At 61.7% G+C, this 18,729-nt stretch carries 22 protein-coding genes; 18 read left to right on the top strand and 4 right to left on the bottom strand.

Annotated elements, in window-relative coordinates; translation table 11 throughout:
* Nucleotides 1-115: 115 nt before the first annotated feature.
* Complete coding sequence (locus BLV09_RS08165; protein WP_146686918.1) at nt 116-904, top strand: SDR family NAD(P)-dependent oxidoreductase; 789 nt, start codon at nt 116-118, stop codon at nt 902-904.
* A gap of 236 nt (nt 905-1,140) precedes the next feature.
* Here the strand turns inward: BLV09_RS08165 and BLV09_RS08155 are convergent, their stop codons facing one another.
* Complete coding sequence (locus tag BLV09_RS08155) at nt 1,141-2,634, bottom strand: acyl-CoA dehydrogenase family protein (protein ID WP_244548999.1); 1,494 nt, start codon at nt 2,632-2,634, stop codon at nt 1,141-1,143.
* Nucleotides 2,635-2,747: 113 nt separating this feature from the next.
* Between BLV09_RS08155 and BLV09_RS08150 the strand changes: the two genes are divergently transcribed.
* Nucleotides 2,748-3,377 carry a helix-turn-helix transcriptional regulator gene (locus BLV09_RS08150; RefSeq protein ID WP_146686917.1) on the top strand — a complete coding sequence of 210 codons (630 nt, stop codon included), beginning with the start codon at nt 2,748-2,750 and terminating at the stop codon, nt 3,375-3,377.
* Here BLV09_RS08150 and BLV09_RS08145 read toward each other — a convergent pair.
* Nucleotides 3,341-4,681 carry an acyl-CoA dehydrogenase family protein gene (locus BLV09_RS08145; protein WP_146686916.1) on the bottom strand — a complete coding sequence of 447 codons (1,341 nt, stop codon included), beginning with the start codon at nt 4,679-4,681 and terminating at the stop codon, nt 3,341-3,343. The genes BLV09_RS08150 and BLV09_RS08145 overlap by 37 nt on opposite strands.
* Nucleotides 4,682-4,902: 221 nt before the next feature.
* On the opposite strand from BLV09_RS08145, the gene BLV09_RS38735 reads away from it, so the two are divergent.
* From BLV09_RS38735 to BLV09_RS08130, 4 genes are all read left to right on the top strand, one after another.
* Nucleotides 4,903-5,259 (top strand): PilZ domain-containing protein, encoded by a 357-nt coding sequence (locus BLV09_RS38735; RefSeq protein WP_146686915.1) that lies wholly within the window; start codon nt 4,903-4,905, stop codon nt 5,257-5,259.
* On the top strand, nt 5,259-5,435 hold the full coding sequence (locus BLV09_RS37115) for a hypothetical protein (protein ID WP_167558658.1): 177 nt from the start codon (nt 5,259-5,261) through the stop codon (nt 5,433-5,435). Before BLV09_RS38735 ends, BLV09_RS37115 begins: the two co-directional genes overlap by 1 nt.
* 155 nt (nt 5,436-5,590) lie before the next feature.
* Nucleotides 5,591-6,475 carry a hypothetical protein gene (locus BLV09_RS08135; RefSeq protein ID WP_146686914.1) on the top strand — a complete coding sequence of 295 codons (885 nt, stop codon included), beginning with the start codon at nt 5,591-5,593 and terminating at the stop codon, nt 6,473-6,475.
* 84 nt (nt 6,476-6,559) lie between these two features.
* Nucleotides 6,560-7,183: a L,D-transpeptidase gene (locus tag BLV09_RS08130; protein WP_100381544.1), complete on the top strand. Its 624-nt coding sequence runs from the start codon at nt 6,560-6,562 to the stop codon at nt 7,181-7,183.
* A gap of 199 nt (nt 7,184-7,382) precedes the next feature.
* On the opposite strand, the gene BLV09_RS08125 is transcribed toward BLV09_RS08130, so the two are convergent.
* Complete coding sequence (locus BLV09_RS08125) at nt 7,383-7,571, bottom strand: hypothetical protein (RefSeq protein WP_146686913.1); 189 nt, start codon at nt 7,569-7,571, stop codon at nt 7,383-7,385.
* 299 nt (nt 7,572-7,870) lie between these two features.
* Between BLV09_RS08125 and BLV09_RS08120 the strand changes: the two genes are divergently transcribed.
* The 9 genes from BLV09_RS08120 (at nt 7,871) to BLV09_RS08080 (ending at nt 14,598) form a co-directional block, all read left to right on the top strand.
* Nucleotides 7,871-8,776, top strand: a complete 906-nt coding sequence (locus tag BLV09_RS08120) for a glyoxalase (RefSeq protein ID WP_146686912.1) — start codon at nt 7,871-7,873, stop codon at nt 8,774-8,776.
* 317 nt (nt 8,777-9,093) lie between these two features.
* Nucleotides 9,094-10,350 carry a phosphoglycerate dehydrogenase gene (gene serA, locus BLV09_RS08115; RefSeq protein ID WP_146686911.1) on the top strand — a complete coding sequence of 419 codons (1,257 nt, stop codon included), beginning with the start codon at nt 9,094-9,096 and terminating at the stop codon, nt 10,348-10,350.
* A gap of 233 nt (nt 10,351-10,583) precedes the next feature.
* The gene (locus BLV09_RS08110) at nt 10,584-11,480 is read left to right on the top strand and encodes an SH3 domain-containing protein (RefSeq protein WP_146686910.1); all 897 of its coding nucleotides are present in this window, start codon (nt 10,584-10,586) and stop codon (nt 11,478-11,480) included.
* 164 nt (nt 11,481-11,644) lie between these two features.
* Nucleotides 11,645-11,830 (top strand): hypothetical protein, encoded by a 186-nt coding sequence (locus BLV09_RS08105; RefSeq protein ID WP_146686909.1) that lies wholly within the window; start codon nt 11,645-11,647, stop codon nt 11,828-11,830.
* 191 nt (nt 11,831-12,021) lie between these two features.
* Complete coding sequence (locus tag BLV09_RS08100; RefSeq protein WP_167558657.1) at nt 12,022-12,777, top strand: hypothetical protein; 756 nt, start codon at nt 12,022-12,024, stop codon at nt 12,775-12,777.
* Between the two features lie 149 nt (nt 12,778-12,926).
* A complete protein-coding gene (locus BLV09_RS08095) occupies nt 12,927-13,832 on the top strand; it encodes a DnaJ C-terminal domain-containing protein (RefSeq protein WP_146686907.1) in 906 nt (301 codons plus the stop codon).
* Nucleotides 13,833-13,834: 2 nt separating this feature from the next.
* Entirely contained in the window at nt 13,835-14,110 is a 276-nt protein-coding gene (locus tag BLV09_RS08090) for a chaperone modulator CbpM (RefSeq protein WP_100386839.1), read from the top strand.
* 51 nt (nt 14,111-14,161) lie between these two features.
* A complete protein-coding gene (locus BLV09_RS08085) occupies nt 14,162-14,386 on the top strand; it encodes a hypothetical protein (RefSeq protein ID WP_146686906.1) in 225 nt (74 codons plus the stop codon).
* A 20-nt stretch (nt 14,387-14,406) separates the two neighbouring features.
* Nucleotides 14,407-14,598 (top strand): nuclear transport factor 2 family protein, encoded by a 192-nt coding sequence (locus BLV09_RS08080; RefSeq protein WP_167558656.1) that lies wholly within the window; start codon nt 14,407-14,409, stop codon nt 14,596-14,598.
* Between the two features lie 53 nt (nt 14,599-14,651).
* Here the strand turns inward: BLV09_RS08080 and glk are convergent, their stop codons facing one another.
* On the bottom strand, nt 14,652-15,602 hold the full coding sequence (glk, locus tag BLV09_RS08075) for a glucokinase (protein ID WP_244548998.1): 951 nt from the start codon (nt 15,600-15,602) through the stop codon (nt 14,652-14,654).
* Nucleotides 15,603-15,819: 217 nt separating this feature from the next.
* Here glk and BLV09_RS08070 point away from each other — a divergent pair, with 217 nt between their 5' ends.
* From BLV09_RS08070 to BLV09_RS08060, 3 genes are all read left to right on the top strand, one after another.
* Complete coding sequence (locus tag BLV09_RS08070) at nt 15,820-16,473, top strand: FMN-binding negative transcriptional regulator (protein WP_146691020.1); 654 nt, start codon at nt 15,820-15,822, stop codon at nt 16,471-16,473.
* A 259-nt stretch (nt 16,474-16,732) separates the two neighbouring features.
* Nucleotides 16,733-17,722 carry a Bug family tripartite tricarboxylate transporter substrate binding protein gene (locus tag BLV09_RS08065; RefSeq protein WP_146686903.1) on the top strand — a complete coding sequence of 330 codons (990 nt, stop codon included), beginning with the start codon at nt 16,733-16,735 and terminating at the stop codon, nt 17,720-17,722.
* Between the two features lie 5 nt (nt 17,723-17,727).
* Complete coding sequence (locus BLV09_RS08060) at nt 17,728-18,627, top strand: amidohydrolase family protein (RefSeq protein ID WP_146686902.1); 900 nt, start codon at nt 17,728-17,730, stop codon at nt 18,625-18,627.
* Nucleotides 18,628-18,729: the final 102 nt, after the last annotated feature.

Here is an 18,729-nt window from a genome sequence, read left to right as displayed (position 1 = left end):
GCCGCAGTATCCGGAAAATACGGCGACAAGAGAGTACAATTGGGGCGCCCAGGATGTTCGCATCGTGGCCGGGTGGTAACGTATCGCCGCCATAACCCACCGGAGCCCGACCGACATGAGCCTGCTGAACACTCCCTTCGATCCCGCGCGTGAGGCCGCTCTCGTCACCGGTGCGGGAAACGGCATCGGCCGTGCGATCGCGCAAGCCTTGGTCGGCGAAGGCCTGCGAACGGTGTTCGCTGATGTGGATCGAGAAAGAGTGGCGGCTGCGGTGGCAGCGTCGCCCCGTCCGGAACTGGCGGTGCCCTGGGTCGGCGATCTCTCAACGCGCGAAGCATGCGATGCACTCCTTGCAGATGCGCAAGCGGCGGTAGGGCAGGTGACCCACTTCGTTCACAGCGCGTCCCCTCCGCGTCGCGAGACCGATCACGCATTTGCGGTGAGCCGGGAGACCTGGCAGCAAATGCATGCGGTGAATATCGACGCCGGCTTTCACCTCGCGCGCGAACTGGCGCGAAAACTCATCGCAGCCCGGGAGCCCGGCTCGTTCCTGCTGCTCACCTCGCTCCACGCCGGCACGCCGCGCAACCTGCCGCACTATTCTACGGCGAAAGCGGCCATGGCGATGCTGGTCAGGGAATTGGCCAAGACATTTGGCCGCTTTGGAATCCGGGTCAACGCATTGGTGCCCGGCGCGATCGCCGCGGGCGGTTTCGTCGCCGATCCATCGCTGGCGAAACACATCCCGCTCGGCCGGCTCGGCCGCAGCGAAGACCTCGCACCGATGGCACTGGCGGTACTGTCGAACCGGGTGTCGGCCTACGTCACGGGTGCTGCGATCGTGGTTGACGGCGGCCTGTCGCTGACGAACTGGTTCGATCCGCCCGAGCTGGATGATCTCTGAAGCGCGGGGCAGGGCCTTAAGGACGCAGGGTGCAACAGCAAAAGCGCGCGCCGAGATCGTCAACAGCGACGTGAGCCCGCTGAACGATCCGTGCGACCTGCGCGCGAAGCAGCGTTCGCGACGGGGGTGGGAAACGGCATCGGTCGCGCCATCGCGCAAGCCCTGGTCGGCGAACTGAGATGGAATGTAGTCTCGGAAAACGAGGGGACCGGCCGTTTCCGACCGGTCCCTGATCTTTATTCCGCCGCCTGCATGATGCCGCGGGACTTCGATACGGGATCGGCGACGGTGCCGATCGCCTCCATCGATTTCTCGAATTTCACGAAGTCGTCGTCCATGATCGCACGGGGGTTGAAGTTTTCATCCGCGATGATGCCGTGCACGCGGCGGCGCTGCATGCCCATATTGCCGCCGTCATAGATCGGCAATATGGAAGCCTCGCGAAGATACTTGCCGAACTTGTACTCGGTGCTGAGGCTGTTCACGCCGACGATCTGCATGCACTTGTAAACGCAATCGATCATGGTTTCGGTCACATTGATCTTGCACATTGCACCGATAAGTTCGGCATGTTGCGAATGCTTGTCGAGGTAATCGGCAGCCCGCCAGGCAAAATAGCGAGCGGATTCGATCTTTGCAGCAACATCGCCCATGATATAGCCGGCGTTCTGGAAGCGAATGATCGGAGTGAGCGATCCAGCCGTGTTCTTTTTGAGGAACTTCAGCGCGTCTTCGTAAGCCGCTCGTGCCACGCCGACCGCGGCAATGGCAGCCACCGGACCGGACCAGGCGAAGTTGCGATTGATCACGAGGTCACCGTTTCCCACCGCGCCAGGCAGCAGATTGTCGACCGGGACCTTCGCATCTTTGAATACGACGAACGCGTTCGAGGTGGTGCGATGACCTTCCTTGTTGAGGAAGGTCCATGTGATGCCCGGCGTGCCACGTTCAATGACGATCGCTGACAACCCTTCCGTTCCACCGACGCTGCTGTCCGTTCGAATGATCGCAGTCTGGGTGTTGGTCCCCAATCCGTCCCAACCGGGAGACGACGACCATTTCTTTTTTCCATTGATGACGAAGTGGTCACCCTCCCTGACTGCCGTCATCCCAATTCCCGCTTTTGGAAGAGGGCTGTCGAAATTCGCAGTTCCACCGGTGCCGCCCGGAGGTTCGCCGGCTGTCCAGGCGCTGAGATAAGTGCCAGTTGGATCTGAAGTCGCGGCGCCCAAGAAGCGCTTTTTCTGCTCTTCGCTGCCGTACCAAAGGACAGGCATCAGTCCGAGACCGTTGCAGAGGCAGGTACAGGCAAATCCGGGGTCAATGGAGGTGATTTCCTCGCACGCGATCACATAGTCCAAGCATGACAAGCCGGCGCCTCCGTATTCCTTGGGCAGCATTGCCATGGCGATCCCGGCCTTATAGGCCTCGATATAGGCGCCCTTGGTCTTCTGATAAGCCAGCATCGGATCCGGTTCTTTGTCCGACGCGGGTATGACGGGAGCCAAGATGTTTTCCGAAAACTCCCGCGCCATCTTCTGAATTTTCCGCTGCTCCGCGGACATTGTGAAATCAATCGCCATTCGAGTCCTCCATTGATGCTCGTTACAGATCGTTGCAAGCGAGAAGCCCGGCCGACTTGCTTCAACCGGGCCATCATCAGCCCATGCGAAAAAACAACAAGAAAATACTTTAGGCAGTTTTAACTGTTTAAAGACATTAAAACGCACTTAGAGCGTGCAATCTGTCGGTGTTTTGGGCATCATGTGGCTGACATTGACGCAGCGTCAGGCGCGCATCTTCGGATACACCTGACGATGGAACCCAAGGCGGAGGCTTTTACGTGATCGTCGGAGACACCCAGCAGAAGCTGCTTTCAAAACTTCTGGAGTCGAAGGCCGGACTGACGGTTGACGAATTGGCGGGTGAGATCGACATCACGCGCAGCGCGGTGAAGCAGCACCTTTCCGGCATGGAACGGTCCGGATACGTGCAGCACACGTCGTCGAAGAGCGGCGGCCGGCCGAGGTTCCTTTACACGCTTACCGAAAGCGGAATCGATCTGTTTCCGAAACGCTACTCATGGTTCTCGCGCGTCATGTTCGAGAGCCTGCGCAAGAAGATCGGAGCGTCGAAGTTCGGCGCTTACATGTTCGAACTTGGCGTCGATATGTCGGCGACAGCCATTCCTCGGCTCGTCGGGAAGACACGTGTCGAACGCGTCGTCGAGATCGTCAAGATCATGAACGAAACGGGCTTCGCGGCACGCGCGACGCCGCCGGGCAAGGGTGAGAAGCTGCCTCGGATCGAGTGCAAGAACTGCGTCTTTCACGACCTTTCGAAAGACTACACCGAGGTCTGTCAGTTCGACCTCGGCTTTTTGTCGGGTTTGATGGGCGCGCCGATCGAACATCAGGAGTGCATGCAGCGCGGCGGTCAGGCCTGCCGCTTCAGGTTCTTGCCGATGGCCTGAATTTCAGGTGGTGGTGCCTGCTTCCCAAATGGCGTCGCGACCGAGGCTGCGATAGCGCGCGGGTCGAAAGCAGGGTCGGCCATGACCGCGCAGATCTTCCGCATTTGCATGCCGACATTACCGGCGTCATAGAGCGGGAACACGGATGCCTCCCGGAGATAGCGCTCAAGCGGATTGGATTTGTCCAGCGCGTTGACGCCAACGACCTTCATCGCCTGGAACACGGCGTTGAACAGCATTTCGCTGCAGAATACCTTTGCCATAGGGCCGATCGCGTGGCCATCGGCGCTGTGAAGATCGTGATAGTGGGCCGCCTTCCATGCAAACGCGCGTCCCGCCTCGACTTTCATCGCGACTTCCGCCAGCGTGTAGGCGACGATCTGGTGGTTGATGATCGGCTTGTCGCCGCCGGCGGTATATTTCTTGGCCCACGACAGCGCGTATTCGTAGGCCGACCGGGCGACGCCGACGGACGCGATCGCGGCGACGGGGCCCGACCAGGTGAAGGCCTTGTTGACGACGAGATCGCCGTTTCCCACAGCGAACGCATTCTCCTCCGGCACACGACAATCCGAAAACACCACGGAATTGTTCTGGCAGATGCGGTGGCCGAGTTTATTGATCGGCTGCTCGTAGGTGATGCCGGCAGTTCCACGCGGAATGATGATGGCGCTGAGGCCGCGTGACCCCTCGGCCTGGGGTGCTGTCCGGACGATGCAGACGTTGGCGTCCGCCCCCTGCAAATCCCAACCGCCGGCATTTGCCGGCCAATGCTTTCGTCCATTGAGAATATATTCGCCGTTTTTCTTGTCGTGGATAGCGGTCAGCCCGATGCCGGCCGGATAGGGCGCCGGGCCGTCGAAATTGGCCGTTCCGCCGGGCGTGCCGGCCGCTTCGCTCACGGTCCATCCGGCCAGATATTCGCCGCGCGGATCGCTGGTGGCGGGCACCAGCCATTGTTGCTTCTGCCGTTCAGAGGCGAACCAGACCAGCGGCATCAAGGCCAGTCCGTTGACCAGCAGGATGGTGGCAAAGCCCGGATCGACCGCACACAATTCTTCCACCACGATCTGGAGGTCGACGTTGGAGATTCCACCGCCGCCATATTTCTTGGGAATGAAGCCGGTGGCGAACCCGAGCTTGTAGCTTTCGACATAGGCGCCCTTGACCGACTGGAAAGCCTTTTGGGGATCGGGATCCTCGTCGGCGGCGCGTACCAGGGGGCCAAGGATTTCGTTGGCGAATTCGCGGGCGATCCGTTGCAGGCGCCGCTGATACGATGTCAGCGTAAAATCAATCGGCATCACCGCCTCCGTCCGCGTCGACCTAAAGACAGTTTTACATACCTAAAGTGTCCTCGAGTGTCCGTAATGTGTGCATCACGATGCAATTGATAGGCAGCGGGAAGGGCGGTCGAATAGGTTCACATCGCCCTGAGATGCAAGGAGCCAAGTTACAACCAAAGCTGGCATGGCGGTTGCTCTGACGAAGCTGGAAGCTTCGTATTGTACCGAAAAGGGACGCCATGCAGGACCGACGTCATACCATGAGGCGACGAACGTATCTTTGCGGCCGAATTGCCTTCAACGACCGGCGTTCAACGGCGGACTGCCTCGTGCGCAATCTGTCCCATAGCGGTGCAATGCTGGAATTTCCGGAGCCGATGATGCCGGCGGCCGAATTCGATCTCTGCATTGTCGGCAGGGGAGAAAGCCGCAGGGGACGGTTAATATGGTGTCATGGACCGTTGGTCGGCGTGGTTACCGATCAAGCCGACGTCAGCGCGGTCGTCTCCATCGAAACAGCGCGCCTGGTTCGAAAGCTGAAGGCCGATCGGACCGTGTTGGCACAGCGTCTTCTCCAAATCAGCGAGCCGAGGTGATGCTGAAATGGCTCGTTACGGCCGTGTTGAATCGGCTGGTCTTTGTAACGCTGTTGTTCCTCGCGGTGAGCACATTGACGAAAACGAGCTGCTATCCCGGGGACAATCCAATCAGCCAGATCGGCCGGGCCATCTCCAGCCTGCGGCAGTTCGCCGAGGCGTTCCAGAAGCATTAGCTCGATGCCGCCGGGCCGATCGAGGCCTCCTTAGCTGTGGCCAAGGTGGCTACGGCCGACTAAAGCCGCAATCTGATCCAAGTTTTCGACTAGATTCTGGACGCATTAAATGGGGCTGATTCGGCGGATCAATGTGATCCGCAAGGGGCATTGCTATGGGATTTTTCAAGCGTGAGCTCAGCCCAGTCGAACGCTTCGAGGGCGCTCTCAAGAACAAGCAGGCGGAGCGCTCGAAGCTGGCGGAGCGCTCGAGAATAGCCGAAGCGGCACTTGCGGAAAAACGTGCAGCTGCCGAACGGCTGGCGGTGGGCGGCGCCACCAACGCCCAGCTTGAACGGGCCGAGGCCGGCATGCGCGCCGTCGAGGATCGCGCCAAGACCTTGCGCGCCGAACTGGCGGAATTCGACGAGCAGATCGTCTCGACCGAACGCGCCCTGGCTGACGCCAAGGCGCAGCGCGACCGCGAGCTAGCGGCGGACCAGATCGAGGCGCTGGCCGCGGCCATCGAGCAGGCAGCTCCGCAATTTGGCGCCGGCGCCTCTGCGCTGGTGGACGCCGTCACAAAAAGCGCGGCGTCGGTGCCGGAAGCGACCAGGTTCTCGGCCAGCGTCGATGCGGTGCGTCGCGAGATCCTCTCGGCGGCGGATTTGATCTGCTGGGAGCTGCGATCCACCGCGGTGCGCACGCGCGCGGGCAACGCGAACACGGCGCTCAGCGCGCCGCTCGAGGCCGAGCAGCCACAGGCATCAGAGGTCGAACGGCAGCTGATCTACACGCTCAATCCGCTGCTTTGGCGGGAAGGCAGTGAGGTGCGCCGGGTTTCCGCGTTTGCGCTGGTCGGACTGCCGAAAAAATTGCTGCCGGTCGCGTTGCGGCATCAGCATGTGGACCATCTCAATGCCCGGCGTGTGCAGACCCTGATGCACGTCCATGGCAGCGGACAGTCCCATGATGATCCCCAGGTCGACGATCCGCAACTCGTCGATCTCGATGCGCTTGCTGCAGAGGAAACGGAGAGCGCCCAGGCCGATGTGGCCTGAGCGCAAGATTTTCGCAGCGCATCGCCATGATTTCAGCATTATTCTGGCAGCAACTGGCACCGCGTAACGCGCTGGAGGCAGGCTGTGCCGAAGTCCGGGCTAGCTGTGTTGCTGACGGGGTCGCTGATGCTGGGCGGCTGCATGCAAGCGACGCTTGCGCCGTCGTCGGATGCCAGCATGACGCCAAGGGATCGGCAGTTGCTGGCGCATCCGCCTTATGCGCAGGCGAATATCCCGGACCAGTACCTCAGGCACATCGTTGACTATACGCGCCGGGAGCAGCCGGGCACGATCCTGGTCGATACCGACGCGCGCTACCTCTATTACGTTCTTCCCGGAGGCAAGGCGATCCGCTACGGCGTGGCGGTGGGGGAGGAGGCACTGGCGTTTTCCGGCGTCGCCACGGTCGGCCGCGTGGCAGAATGGCCGGATTGGATCCCGACGCCCGAAATCCAGGCGCGGCTCGGCCCCTACCCGTCACGCATTCCCGGCGGCCCGGCCAATCCGTTGGGCGCGCGGGCGCTCTATCTCTACCAGGGCAACAAGGACACGCTGTTCCGCATCCACGGCACCAACCAGCCGGAATATATTGGCCAGGCCATCTCGTCCGGCTGCATCCGCATGACCAATGCCGACGTCATCGATCTCTTTGACCGGGTGAGGCCAGGAACGACTGTTGTCGTCCTCGGACCGGGTCAGCGCGCATAGCCAGGGCCGTTTACAACTAGCCGCGGCTGCTCAGCTTTTACTGTCCGAGGATCATCCGCAGTCGGCGCTGACGATGCGCTTGTCGCGGAGGGAGCGGAGAAGGCGGGCGCCCAGGCAGTCGTGACCTGAGCGCGTCCGATCATGCCACGGCGATGGCCCGCCACGATGGTGGTCGGCCGACCCAGCGGCTGCGTGACGCTCAATTGCTGTGGTTTTGGGTCAGCTCAAGCGACGCGCGGATTTCGGCGACAGCCCGGTCGCAATATTCATTCAACTGCTGAGATCTTTGCAGCAATGCTTCGAGGTTACCAGCTAACGTTGCAGGCTCTGCGCGGTCTGAGGTGATCGGCTCGTGCGCGGACAGCAATTCGGGATCATGATTTTTCATTTTACTCACTCACACTAGCTAACTGACTGTGTCCTGCGCTGGTCCTTTCATTGGCGGGGGCCTTTGCGGGCTTATTTGGGCGCTTCAAGGCCGCTTCGATGGTCGAAGAAGGCCAAATCGCAGCAGGCAGCTCCGTCGCCACCGGGGCATGATCCGGAAAATGAGTAGGGTAGCCACATGCGCGGCGCGACCTGCGGGTGCTATGCGCTCGGGTTCATCCCGGGTATCGCTTTGCTCATCCGGGCTACACTTGCTACCCCTGAACCGCGAGGCTCCGGTCAGAGAGACAATGATTTCCGATGCGCCAAATGAGAGTTATTGCCGTCGCTGCCGGTTTGATCGCTGCGATGATCTTGATGCCGGGGTTTGCAGACGCCAGCCCTGCCGACAAGGCGGAGCAGTTTGGGGTCGGCGCGCAATACGGCACCACGCATGTCTATGTCGCGGCCGAAGACATGGATCGCTTCACCGCCAGCTTTCTGGCGACCTTCGGCGGAACAAGCTCGCCGCCGTCGACCGTCACGGTCACACCGACACCGAGCACTGCGATCTGGCAGGCGGTTAAAACGCCGGTCGGCCTGGTATCGCTGTTTGGGTTCAAGACGCCGATTCCTTATCCATTCGGCCAGGAGCGCACCGGCTATCTGGTGACGGATATGGACGCCGCGGTAAGCGCTGCCAAAAAGGCAGGCGCTGCTGTGATTGTGACGCCGTTTCCCGACGCCATCGGGAAGGATGTCGTCGTGCAGTGGCCGGGCGGCGTCAACATGCAGTTCTATTGGCACACCAAGGCAACGTCCGCCCCGCCGTTGCAGAGCGTTCCGGAGAACCGGGTGTATGTGGCGCCCGAGGCGGCTGCGAATTTCATTCGAAGCTTTGCAGGCTTTGCGCGCGGCAAGATTGTCTCGGATAACGCGCAAGCGCCGGGCGCGGAAATCGGGCGGCCGGGGGACAGCTATCGCCGGGTCCGGATCGAGTCGATGTTCGGCAAGATCACCGTGCTGGTGACCGATGGCCATCTGCCGTTTCCCTACGGCCGGGAAACGATGGGCTATGAAGTGACTGATGTCAGCGACACCTTGACCAAGGCAAAGGCGTCCGGAGCGTCCGTGCTGGTCGAGCCGTTCAAGGCGGACGGGCGCGAAGCGGCCGTCGTGCAATTCCCGGGCGGCTACATCGCCGAGATCCATTCCGCGGCCAAGTAGGGCTGTCTCTCGGCGCCGCAACGATCAACCGCGATCGGCCGGCGTCGGTGCGTCGCTCTGAGGCAGCCGCCGCCCGAGTGACCCGGGCGAAACGTAGAGCGTGCCATTCGCGCTTTCCACGGTTGCCTCGCACGGCGCGCCCGGTTATCGATCCGCTGATCCGGGCCCGCCTGCGTTGCGATGATCGGCCCGATTATGGCGTTTTCGAGCGAAGTGGGTACCGGTTCGCGTCAAGAAAACGCGTCAAAACAAAACGTAGAGCCTCGGTTCTGATTCGATCAGAACCGAAAAGGCTCCAGCCAATGATCGGAAGACCGATGCCACTGTCCCTGCCGAAGCAAAAGATTCGTGTCCTGCTGCTGGAAGGCGTGAACGACTCCGCCGTTCACCTGTTCGATGCCAATGGCTATAGCGAGGTCGAGCGTCTGCCGAAGGCGCTGGGCACAGGCGAGCTCAAGCGGGCGCTGTCAGGCGTGCATATGCTCGGCATCCGGTCGCGGACCCAGCTCACGTCAGATGTGCTGGAGTCCGCCGATCGGCTGATGGCGGTCGGCTGTTTTTCCGTCGGCACCAACCAGGTCGATCTCGACGCCGCGCGGCGCCTCGGCATTCCCGTGTTCAACGCGCCGTATTCCAACACCCGCAGCGTGGCCGAACTGACCATCGCCGAAGTGGTGATGCTGTTCCGCAAAATATTCCCGCGCTCGGTTTCGGCGCATGCCGGTGGCTGGGACAAATCAGCCGACGGCAGCCGCGAGGCGCGCGGCAAGACGCTCGGCATCGTCGGTTACGGCAACATCGGTTCGCAATTGTCGAACCTTGCCGAAGCCATGGGCATGCGGGTGATCTTTTTCGACCAGACCGACAAGCTGCGCCACGGCAACACCGAGCCGGTCGAAACGCTGGACGAGCTGCTTGCCGCGAGCGACGTCGTCTCCCTGCACGTGCCGGAGACGCCGGCCACCGCCAACATGATCGGCGAGCGCGAGCTGCGGCGGATGAAGCAGGGCGCCCACCTCATTAACAATTCGCGCGGCACGGTCGTCGATCTCGATGCGCTGGCCCGCGCATTGCGCGACGGCTGGCTCGCCGGCGCGGCCGTCGATGTCTTCCCGGTCGAGCCGGCCTCGAACGCGGACCGCTTCGTGTCGCCGCTGCAGGGCCTGTCCAACGTGATCCTGACGCCGCATATCGGCGGCTCCACGGAAGAAGCCCAGGACCGCATCGGCGGCGAAGTCGCGCGCAAGCTGATCGACTATTCCGATGTCGGCTCTACCTTCGGCGCCGTCAATTTCCCGCAGGTGCAACTGCCGGCCCGGCCCACCGGCACCCGCTTCATCCACGTTCACCGCAACGTCCCCGGCGTGTTGCGCCAGGTGAACGAAGCCGTCGCGCGCCATGGCATCAATATCCTGGCGCAATACCTGCAGACCGATCCGGAAGTCGGCTATGTCGTGCTCGAGACCGACGTCGTCGGCGGGGAGGGCGAAGACCTGCTCGCCGATCTCAGGGCCGTGGACGGCACCATTCGCGTGCGGGTGCTGTACGACCAGAACCGGCCGGCGACGCGGTAAGGGGTGAACACATCGTCCGGCATCTATCTGTCGCAACGTAGACCGCATGAGCGCAGCGACATGCGCGGAAGTCACCGCGGCTGATTGCGGCGTGTGGCGTTTTCGCGCGAATCGATCTCCGCTCCGGATCAAGTCCGGACAGGCTTTCGCTCCAAAGCCATACAGTGCGACCATCTTTCACAGGAACGCTTGTTCCGCCTCCCGCGTTCTTCTTCGCAGAGGAGGAATTCGCCATGAAACTAAAAGGAATTCTTGTCGCAGCGTTGCTGTTGACACCCACTGCCTTGCTTGCGGCGCCGGGCATTGTCACCACCTCGGTCAGCATGAGGGCTGGCCCGGGAACCGGCTTTCCGATGGTCGATCGGATTCCCGGAGGCGCCCATGTCAACGTCCACGGCTGCATCAGGGGCGATGCGTGGTGCGATGTGACCTGGTCGGACAGCCGCGGCTGGGTTTCGGCGCGCTATCTCGAATATCTCTATCGCGACCGCTACGTCTATCTGCCCGACTATGTCGATGTCGTCGACGTCCCCGTCGTGCCGTTCGTGCTGGGTACGTATTGGGCAAGCTACTATTCGGGCAGGCCCTGGTATCACCGCCGCGCCTACTGGAACGGCTATTGGCAATCGCACGTCCGCTTCGCGATGCGGGGTCCGGCCGACCAGTCTCGCCGCTTCGCGAGGACCGAGACACGTACGGCAATGACTGAAGGGCGGACGCAGAACAGGATGGATCGGCGCATGACGCGCCAGCAGAACTTCGCCAATGTGCGCGGTGCAGAGGGACGCATGGCGCATATCAACCGCGCCGGCCGGCCTCTGCCCGGCATGCACCAGCCGATGACGCACGCGTATCAAGGCGCGCGCTTCTCTGCCGCGCCGATGGCTGGGCGCAGCATGCCCGCGATCGCGCGTGGCATGCCCGCGCATATCGCGCAGCCAAATGTCGGCGGCGCCAACATGGGCCGCATCGGTGGATCGCCGATGAATGCGCGCGCGCAGATCGGGCCGCCGCGCGCCATGGGCGGCATGCCGCATGGCAGCGGCGCACCGCACATCAACGCCGCACCGCGGATCGGCGGCGGGATGGCGAGAGGAGGCGGCGGAGGTCCCGGTCATCAACACCGCTGAATGAACGAGAGCCCGGCCAAGCGCCGGGCTTTTTGTTGGAGGCGGGAACAGATTTCGAGCCCATCGCAAACGCAGGGAACGAGACCCCGGTTGGACCGTTTGAAAGATTCCAGCAACCGATACCGGTCCCTGTGGTTCCGGGGGCGGCGCATCAGGAGAGCAACATGATATCCGAGATGCAAATTCACACGATTGCGCGGCAGATGCTCGAGAAGCACGGCTTCGAGGCTATCGCCGAGGCGGCGCGGAATGCCATGGCTTGCGAGAGCAAGGGCGACGCCGACGAAGCCAAAGAGTGGCGCCATATCGAGGACGCCATGAAGATGATGCGGGGACCGCATCAAAGCTGACGGGATTGGCCGGGCCAGGGCAAAGGCATCCGGAGCATCCCCGATATCGCTGCGCTCATCCGGGCTGCGCTTGTTTTGGACCTCGACGCCCGACTTCCGGAACATTGGCGTGGAGGCAGGACAATTGATCTTCATCACCGTCGTCCTTGGTGTGTTGAGGTGCGCCAAACTGCTCAAGTTTTCGGTCGTCGGTGAACAGCGCGCGCGGTCAGTTACGACCTATGCGATCGGAATTGTGGCGGCGTACTGGTTTATCGAACGATTGGCCGAATTTGCCACATGAGCGATGCGGCGATTCGGAATTATCGGAGCTGAAGCACTTCGACGTGTTCCGCCGCGCTAGCGAACTGCGGATCGCGCGATGTTACTTTGATCTTCCATGTCGCGCGCGAAACAGACTATATCGCCGCCCGGAGGGCGTTGGAATGTTCCGAAAAAAGCGGCGAGAGAAAATATCGAGTGAGCATGAGGCACGGCAGACGCAGGAGCGATTCGAGCAGAACGAACGCGCCGGCAAGGAACTTTACGCCCGCATGGCTGAGTTGAAGAATGTAGCGCGCGAGACCCTGCCGGACGCGGTTTTTATGCTCTCGATGGCGGCGAAACGCCAAAGCGAGCGGATTCGGCAGTCGATCAAGGATCGTACGCGATACGACTTTGATTTCGGCGCGTTGCCGGACGGCGATCTTGCGACCTACCTTGCGGAGGACGCGGGATACGCGCTCCGAGATCACGTTACCACTCCGCAGACATTATTGGAGGCCATGTCCGAGCAATTGCCTGACGTGCACTTCACAATCCAGCAGCACGACGCGGTTTCGATGATAGCCGCGATGATCCGGGAGCAGAGGCTGGAAGGAGTCCTGGAAGGCCTGCGGCTTGCCGGCCTATTGAACGAAGTGCCGAAGCGCCGTGATACCAGCCCGGAGACGGAAGGGTTGGGTTAGGGCCTCAGTTTGAGGTCAATGGCGCGGCGAGGCGAGAGGTCCCTTTGGCGTCGGCTTCGAAATTGGCCGGTGTGTGGATGTGGTTGCAAATCTCCTGGACTTCCGCTCACATGATCCCCAGGCGAAATAAAGTTCTTGCGGGGTAGGTCGTGAGAAATCCGTACGAGGTTCTCGGTGTGGCGCCGACGGCTTCATCCGCCGACATCCAGAAGGCGTACCGCAAACTGGCGAAAAAATCGCACCCGGATCTCAATCCCGGGGATAAGGCGGCCGAAGAGAAATTCAAGGAGATCGCGGGCGCCTATGATTTGCTGGGCGATGCCGACAAGCGCAAACGCTTCGACAATGGCGAAATCGACGCATCGGGTGCGGAGCGGCCGCCGCAACATTTCTATCGGGATTTTGCCACCTCGGATCACGGTCATCCCTACACGGACAATTCCGGCTTCGCCGATTTCGCGGATTCGGATGATGGTTTCGCCGAGCTGCTGAGACGTGCGGAAAGGGCGCGCGCGAACCGACGCGGACGGGATCTGCATTACCAACTGCCGATCGAATTTGCAGAGTCGATCACGGGTGCGAACAAGCGTCTGACACTGCCTGACGGCGGCACCCTTGACGTCACTATTCCGCCCGGACTGGTCGACGGGCAAATCCTCCGTCTGCGCGGCAGGGGAGCGCCCGGTGCCGGTGAAGGCGGGCCCGGGGATGCCCTGATCGAGGTGGAAGTGCTGCCCGACCACCGCTTCACCCGCGAGGGCGACGACATCTCTCTGGAATTGCCGGTCTCTCTTTCAGAGGCCGTGCTGGGTGGGCGGGTTCGTGTTCCGACGCCGACCGGCGACGTGACCATGGCGGTGCCGAAGGGATCGAACACCGGCACGACCCTGCGTTTGAAAGGCAAGGGCGCGCCCCGCTATGGCGGAGGCCACGGGGATCAGTTCGTCAAGCTCAAGGTGGTTTTGCCCAAACCACCGGATCCCGAACTCGAGGCATTCGTTTCCAAGTGGGACAAAGGGAAGGCATTCAATCCGCGGGAGGATCGCACATCATGATCATGAGCAAGCAGGAGTTCCTGAGCAGTGCAGGCCTGCAGGTGCAGACGCTGGATTTTTGGCTCGAGCAGCGGTGGCTTATTCCAGAGCAGACCGCCGGCGGCGCGAACTTCTCCGACATGGACGTTGCGCGGGCACATTTCATCCGGGATCTGAAAGCCGACTTCGGAGTCAACGACGAAGGCGTCGACGTCATTCTCCATCTCGTTGATCAGCTCCACGGCCTGCGCCGGGCGCTTGAGCAATTGCGCGGCGATCTTCCGGCAACTCGGCCATAGGCTTCTGACCCCGCTATCAAATGGCGCTTCGAAACGAGATGGGAGAGCAGCATGATCGAAAAGACAACGCCGTCAGGACACGGCGAAATCGACGCTCTCATTTTGCGGGCTTTGGTACGCAAGATGGTCGCAAACGGCTTGCTCTCGCCGGACGACGTGCGAGCCGTATTGTTCGATGCCGCAACACGCCTGGACCTGGTCGGCAGCGATTTGACGCCGGAAGCAGCCCGCATCGTCGTCGAGGAAGATCTGGCGCCCCTGTTTCTTGGGAGTTGATCAATAGTCGGAGAAGCATGATGACACTAACGGAACTTGCCGACGCGCTCGAAAACATCGACGAGGAGGCCTTTGCCTCGTTGCTTCTGGAGTTTGAACTCACCCACGATGATGGACCAAAGCAGGTCAAGACCATGATCATCGATGCTCTTCGTTTTTCGGACCAGCACGGCATGCATGCATCGCGTCCGCCGCTCGATGAATCCGATTAGGTCCGGCCGCCTAAGGACCCGGATATCGCTTTCGCTCATCCGGGCTACGCTTGCTAGGTATTGATCGGCAGGTTTGCCAGTCCCGTTAAGGCTGGTGACTCATCAAGGATCAGATAAGTCGGAATCCGTTCCAGCATCTCCGAGAATCGGCCCTTGCTCTCGAACCGTTGCCGGAAGGAGGAAGTGGCGAAAGCTTCCTTGAAGCGCAGCAGGATTCCTCCAGCTATGTAAATGCCACCGAATGCACCGATGGTCAGAGCGAGGTCGCCGGCGACGCTCCCCAGAAATCCGCAGAAATATTCGAAGGCCTTTATGCAGTTGTTGTCGGAACCATGAAGCGCGCGCCTGGTAACGTCGGCAGGGGTGAGCATCAGTGGTTCGACACCTTCGATCGAGCAAAGGACCTCGTAAAGATTGACCAGTCCGGCGCCGCTTAATACCCGTTCGGCGGAAACATGCGTCCAGCGCTTTCGAAGGATTTGCAGGATAGCGAATTCCTCTTCCGTTGAAGCCGCCAAGGTAGCGTGGCCGCCTTCGCCGGCCACCAGCACCCAATCGGCACCGTGCGGTATAAGGGCGCTCATTCCCAGACCAGTTCCGGGACCCACGATGCCAATGTTTCCCTTGCCGCTTGTGGGCAGCCCAACGACGAACCGTTCGCTTTCAGCAAGATGGGGGATTGCCTGAGCCGTCGCCGCGAAATCGTTCACGACCGTGAGCGACACCAGGTTCAGGCTCCGTTTCAGCTCCTCAACGGAAAACGACCAGGTCTTGTTCGTCATCGTGATCTGGTCGCCAGCGACGGGAGCGGCAATCGCGATAGCCGCCGCAAGCCCCGAACGCTCCTCCACTGGAAGCACGGTCAAGTAATCCGCCAGGGCGTCGTGGAGTGTATCGTATCGCCCATCTTCCACGCTGCTCAGGCGCGAGTAGCGTCCGTCACGGGCAAGGGCGAACCGGGCATTGGTGCCTCCGATATCGGCGATCAGGCGTAATCCGTTCACTGACGGCTCCATTCCATGGGCTCTGCCTGCCGACCTTGTGGAAGCCGTGAGAGCCGCGCTGGAATCTCAATACCAGAAAATGGCCGTTCTGCGGAACGCTGGAACGCAGTGATGTCTCGCATGAGCGAAGCGAAATAGGGGCAGGGTGACCGGTGCGGGAGAGTGCGGTAGCTTCGCAAGCAGCCAATCCACCCTCCAGTCTCCGGGCGCGCCAGTTATGCATGTTCTTCGACCTCAGTTTCGCCTGGACGAGCAGCGCGCGCTGCAGTTTGCCGGCGAGCGTGGCTTCGGCGTCATTGTCGCGGCCGACGAGCGCGGCCCGCGCGGGTCCCACGTGCCGTTTGTTCTCGTGCGGAGCGATGGTCGCGTGATCGTCCAGATCCATCTCACGGCCAAAAATCCGCTCGTCGAACTTGCCGACGGCCACAGGCGCTTCCTGCTGATGGTTGCCGGCGACGACTCCTATGTCTCGAACGATTGGTATGCTTCGCGCGATAATGTCTCCACCTGGCTCTACGAGGCGGTTCATCTCTCGGGCGTCGCGCATCTGCGCAACGGGCACGAGAACCGTGGCCATGGCGACGCGCTGCTCGCGGTCTCCGAGGCGCGCCTGCCGAAGCAGCCCTGGGAGCTTGCGCAGATGGAACCCACCAAGCGCGAGACGATGCTCGCCGCCATCCGCGTCATCAATCTCGTCGTCGACCAGATCGAGGGACAGTCGAAGCTCAACCAGCACAAGAGCGATGAGGACCACGTTGCGGTTGCCAACCAGCTGGCGCGCTCAGAGGACTTGAGGAGCCGTCGCTTGGCACAAAAGATGCGGGCGTTGCGGCCGGAGCTTGGGTACGGGTTTGCGGGGGAGCGGCAGTAGCCCGGATGCGCAGCGACATCCGGGAAATTGTCTGGCAAGCGGTTCCGGCGATCGCTGGCTCATCCGGGCCGGCTCGCCGCGAAGATCGGGGTTGTCGCGCTGCTCGTCTCTCCTGATGTCGAGACAAAAGCGGACCACGCATGGGAGTCCTGCGCAGCCCGCCTGCGGCTTTCGCGGAACACTACCGTTTGCTATCGTCTACGCTATTCCAGAGTTCGTCTGGGCAATGCCGAATAAAATAAAATCAAAGGGATGAGCGATGCCCAGGAGCCAGGTTTCACGCCGCGCGCTATTGGCCGGAATGGCCGCCGCGCCATTTGTCGGTAGCGCCAGCGCCCGGGCCGCGTCCGAAGCCGCGTGGCCGACCCGTCCCGTGACGGTGATGGTGCCTTATCCGCCGGCCGGTGGCGCCGACACCACGGCGCGTATCCTCTACGCCAAGGTCGGCAACATCCTGGGCCAGCAGTTCGTCATCGAAAATCGCGGCGGAGCCGGCGGCACCATCGGTGAAGCCCTGGTCGCGAAGGCGGCCCCCGACGGCTACACCATCCTGCATGACGCCACCGCCTATTCGGTCAACGGCGCGCTCTATGCGAACCTTCCGTTCGACTACAACAGGGATTTCGAACCAGTTGCTTTGGTGTCGCTGGTGCCGAATATTCTGGTGGTGACGCCATCGGTGCCGGTGAAGACGCTGGCCGACGTCATCGCTTATGCCAAAGCGGCGCCTAACGGCATCGACATGGCGTCCTCGGGCAACGGCACGCTGCAGCATCTGTCGCTCGAACTGTTCCGCTTCATGACCGGAGCCAAGGTGAACCATGTGCCCTATCGCGGCGGCGGCCTTGCGCTGAACGATGTCATCGCCGGGCAGGTGAAGTTTTTCTTCTCCAACGGGTCGTCGGTGGTCGGCATGATCCAGGGCGGCCAGCTCAAGGCCATCGCCCACACCGGCAAGGGCCGGCTGAAAAGCCTGCCGGATGTTCCGCCGGTGTCGGACACGCTGCCCGGCTTCGAGGCCTATGAATGGAACGGCGTATTCGTGCCGCATGGCACGGCGCCGGAAATCGTACGCACCCTCAACAGTGCCATCAACCAAGCGATCAGCGCGCCTGAAGTCAAAGAGCGCTTCGAGCAGCTCAATATCGAGAGCCGGCAGAGCACGCCGGAAGAATTCCGCGCCTTCGTCAATGACCAGATCGAGCGCTGGGGTAAGGTGGTGAAGGAAGCCAACATCAAGATAGGTTAGGACCAATGACAGAGGAGCCGCCACGCATCGCCGGGCCGGTCGCCAATCCCGAGGCGCCGCGCCAAAAGCCACCGCCGGGATCGTGGGATACGCACGCGCATATTTTCGGACCGCCCGACAAATTTCCCTACACCGCCGGACGCGGCTACACGCCGCCCGACGCGCCGGTTGAGAATTTTATCGCCTTGCTCGACCATCTCGGCATGGCGCGCGGCGTGGCGGTTCAGGGCAACGCGCACGGTTATGACAACCGCGTGCTGCTCGATGCGCTGGCGCGCTTTCCGGATCGGCTGCGCGGCGTCGCCATCACCGATACCCGTGTCGCGCCGTCTACATTGCGCGACTGGCACGATCTCGGCATGCGCGGCCTGCGCTTTCATTTGTTTTCCGATGCCGGAAAGCCGGGCTATGTGCGCGGGGTCGGGCTCGACGTGTTCGAAATATTTCGCAAGACCATGGCCGAGCTCGGCTGGGTCATGCAGATCTTCTGCGACTGGCGGCTGATGCAAGATCTCGCTCCGATCTTGCGCGACGTGTCGCGCCAGATGCCTGTTATCATCGACCATATGCTGCACATGCCGACCGAACGCGGTATCGGTGATCCGAATTTTCAGGAACTGCTGAGGCTGGTTGGCGACGGTGACGTGCATGTGAAAGTGTCCGCGCCGTATCGGATGTCGTCGCAATTCCCCGATTATGAAGACGCCCGGGCGTTTCACGAGGCGCTGGTTGCGGCCAATCCCGAGCGTCTGACGTGGGGCAGCGACTGGCCGCATCCGTCGATCGCCGCCGAGATGATGCCGGACGATGGGCACCTGCTCGATCTGTTCATGGCCTGGACACCGAGTGAGGCCACGCGGCGGCGCATCCTGGCGGAGACGCCGGCAAGGCTGTTCGGCAGTTAGCGCAGTGTAACGTAGCCCGCATGAGCGTCGCGACATGCGGGGTTACACGTTCAGAGGCCGGCCCCGGATATCGCTTCGCTCATCCGGGCTACGCTTGCTGCG

It is taken from the genome of Bradyrhizobium canariense (genome assembly GCF_900105125.1).
Classification (GTDB): Bacteria; Pseudomonadota; Alphaproteobacteria; order Rhizobiales; family Xanthobacteraceae; genus Bradyrhizobium; species Bradyrhizobium canariense_A.
This window is presented reverse-complemented; position numbering and strand designations above follow the sequence as displayed.

Excerpts from the sequence above, each read along its gene's own strand:
- BLV09_RS37115 (WP_167558658.1), top strand. The coding sequence starts at position 5,259 with ATGCTGAAATGGCTCGTTACGGCCGTGTTGAATCGGCTGGTCTTTGTA.
- BLV09_RS08065 (WP_146686903.1), top strand. The coding sequence starts at position 16,733 with ATGCCCAGGAGCCAGGTTTCACGCCGCGCGCTATTGGCCGGAATGGCC.
- BLV09_RS08125 (WP_146686913.1), bottom strand. The coding sequence starts at position 7,571 with ATGAAAAATCATGATCCCGAATTGCTGTCCGCGCACGAGCCGATCACC.
- BLV09_RS08165 (WP_146686918.1), top strand. The coding sequence starts at position 116 with ATGAGCCTGCTGAACACTCCCTTCGATCCCGCGCGTGAGGCCGCTCTC.
- BLV09_RS08085 (WP_146686906.1), top strand. The coding sequence starts at position 14,162 with ATGATCGAAAAGACAACGCCGTCAGGACACGGCGAAATCGACGCTCTC.
- BLV09_RS08145 (WP_146686916.1), bottom strand. The coding sequence starts at position 4,681 with ATGCCGATTGATTTTACGCTGACATCGTATCAGCGGCGCCTGCAACGG.
- BLV09_RS08070 (WP_146691020.1), top strand. The coding sequence starts at position 15,820 with ATGCATGTTCTTCGACCTCAGTTTCGCCTGGACGAGCAGCGCGCGCTG.
- serA (WP_146686911.1), top strand. The coding sequence starts at position 9,094 with ATGCCACTGTCCCTGCCGAAGCAAAAGATTCGTGTCCTGCTGCTGGAA.
- BLV09_RS08090 (WP_100386839.1), top strand. The coding sequence starts at position 13,835 with ATGAGCAAGCAGGAGTTCCTGAGCAGTGCAGGCCTGCAGGTGCAGACG.
- BLV09_RS08080 (WP_167558656.1), top strand. The coding sequence starts at position 14,407 with ATGACACTAACGGAACTTGCCGACGCGCTCGAAAACATCGACGAGGAG.
- BLV09_RS08135 (WP_146686914.1), top strand. The coding sequence starts at position 5,591 with ATGGGATTTTTCAAGCGTGAGCTCAGCCCAGTCGAACGCTTCGAGGGC.
- BLV09_RS38735 (WP_146686915.1), top strand. The coding sequence starts at position 4,903 with ATGCAGGACCGACGTCATACCATGAGGCGACGAACGTATCTTTGCGGC.
- BLV09_RS08120 (WP_146686912.1), top strand. The coding sequence starts at position 7,871 with ATGCGCCAAATGAGAGTTATTGCCGTCGCTGCCGGTTTGATCGCTGCG.
- BLV09_RS08060 (WP_146686902.1), top strand. The coding sequence starts at position 17,728 with ATGACAGAGGAGCCGCCACGCATCGCCGGGCCGGTCGCCAATCCCGAG.
- BLV09_RS08105 (WP_146686909.1), top strand. The coding sequence starts at position 11,645 with ATGATATCCGAGATGCAAATTCACACGATTGCGCGGCAGATGCTCGAG.
- BLV09_RS08110 (WP_146686910.1), top strand. The coding sequence starts at position 10,584 with ATGAAACTAAAAGGAATTCTTGTCGCAGCGTTGCTGTTGACACCCACT.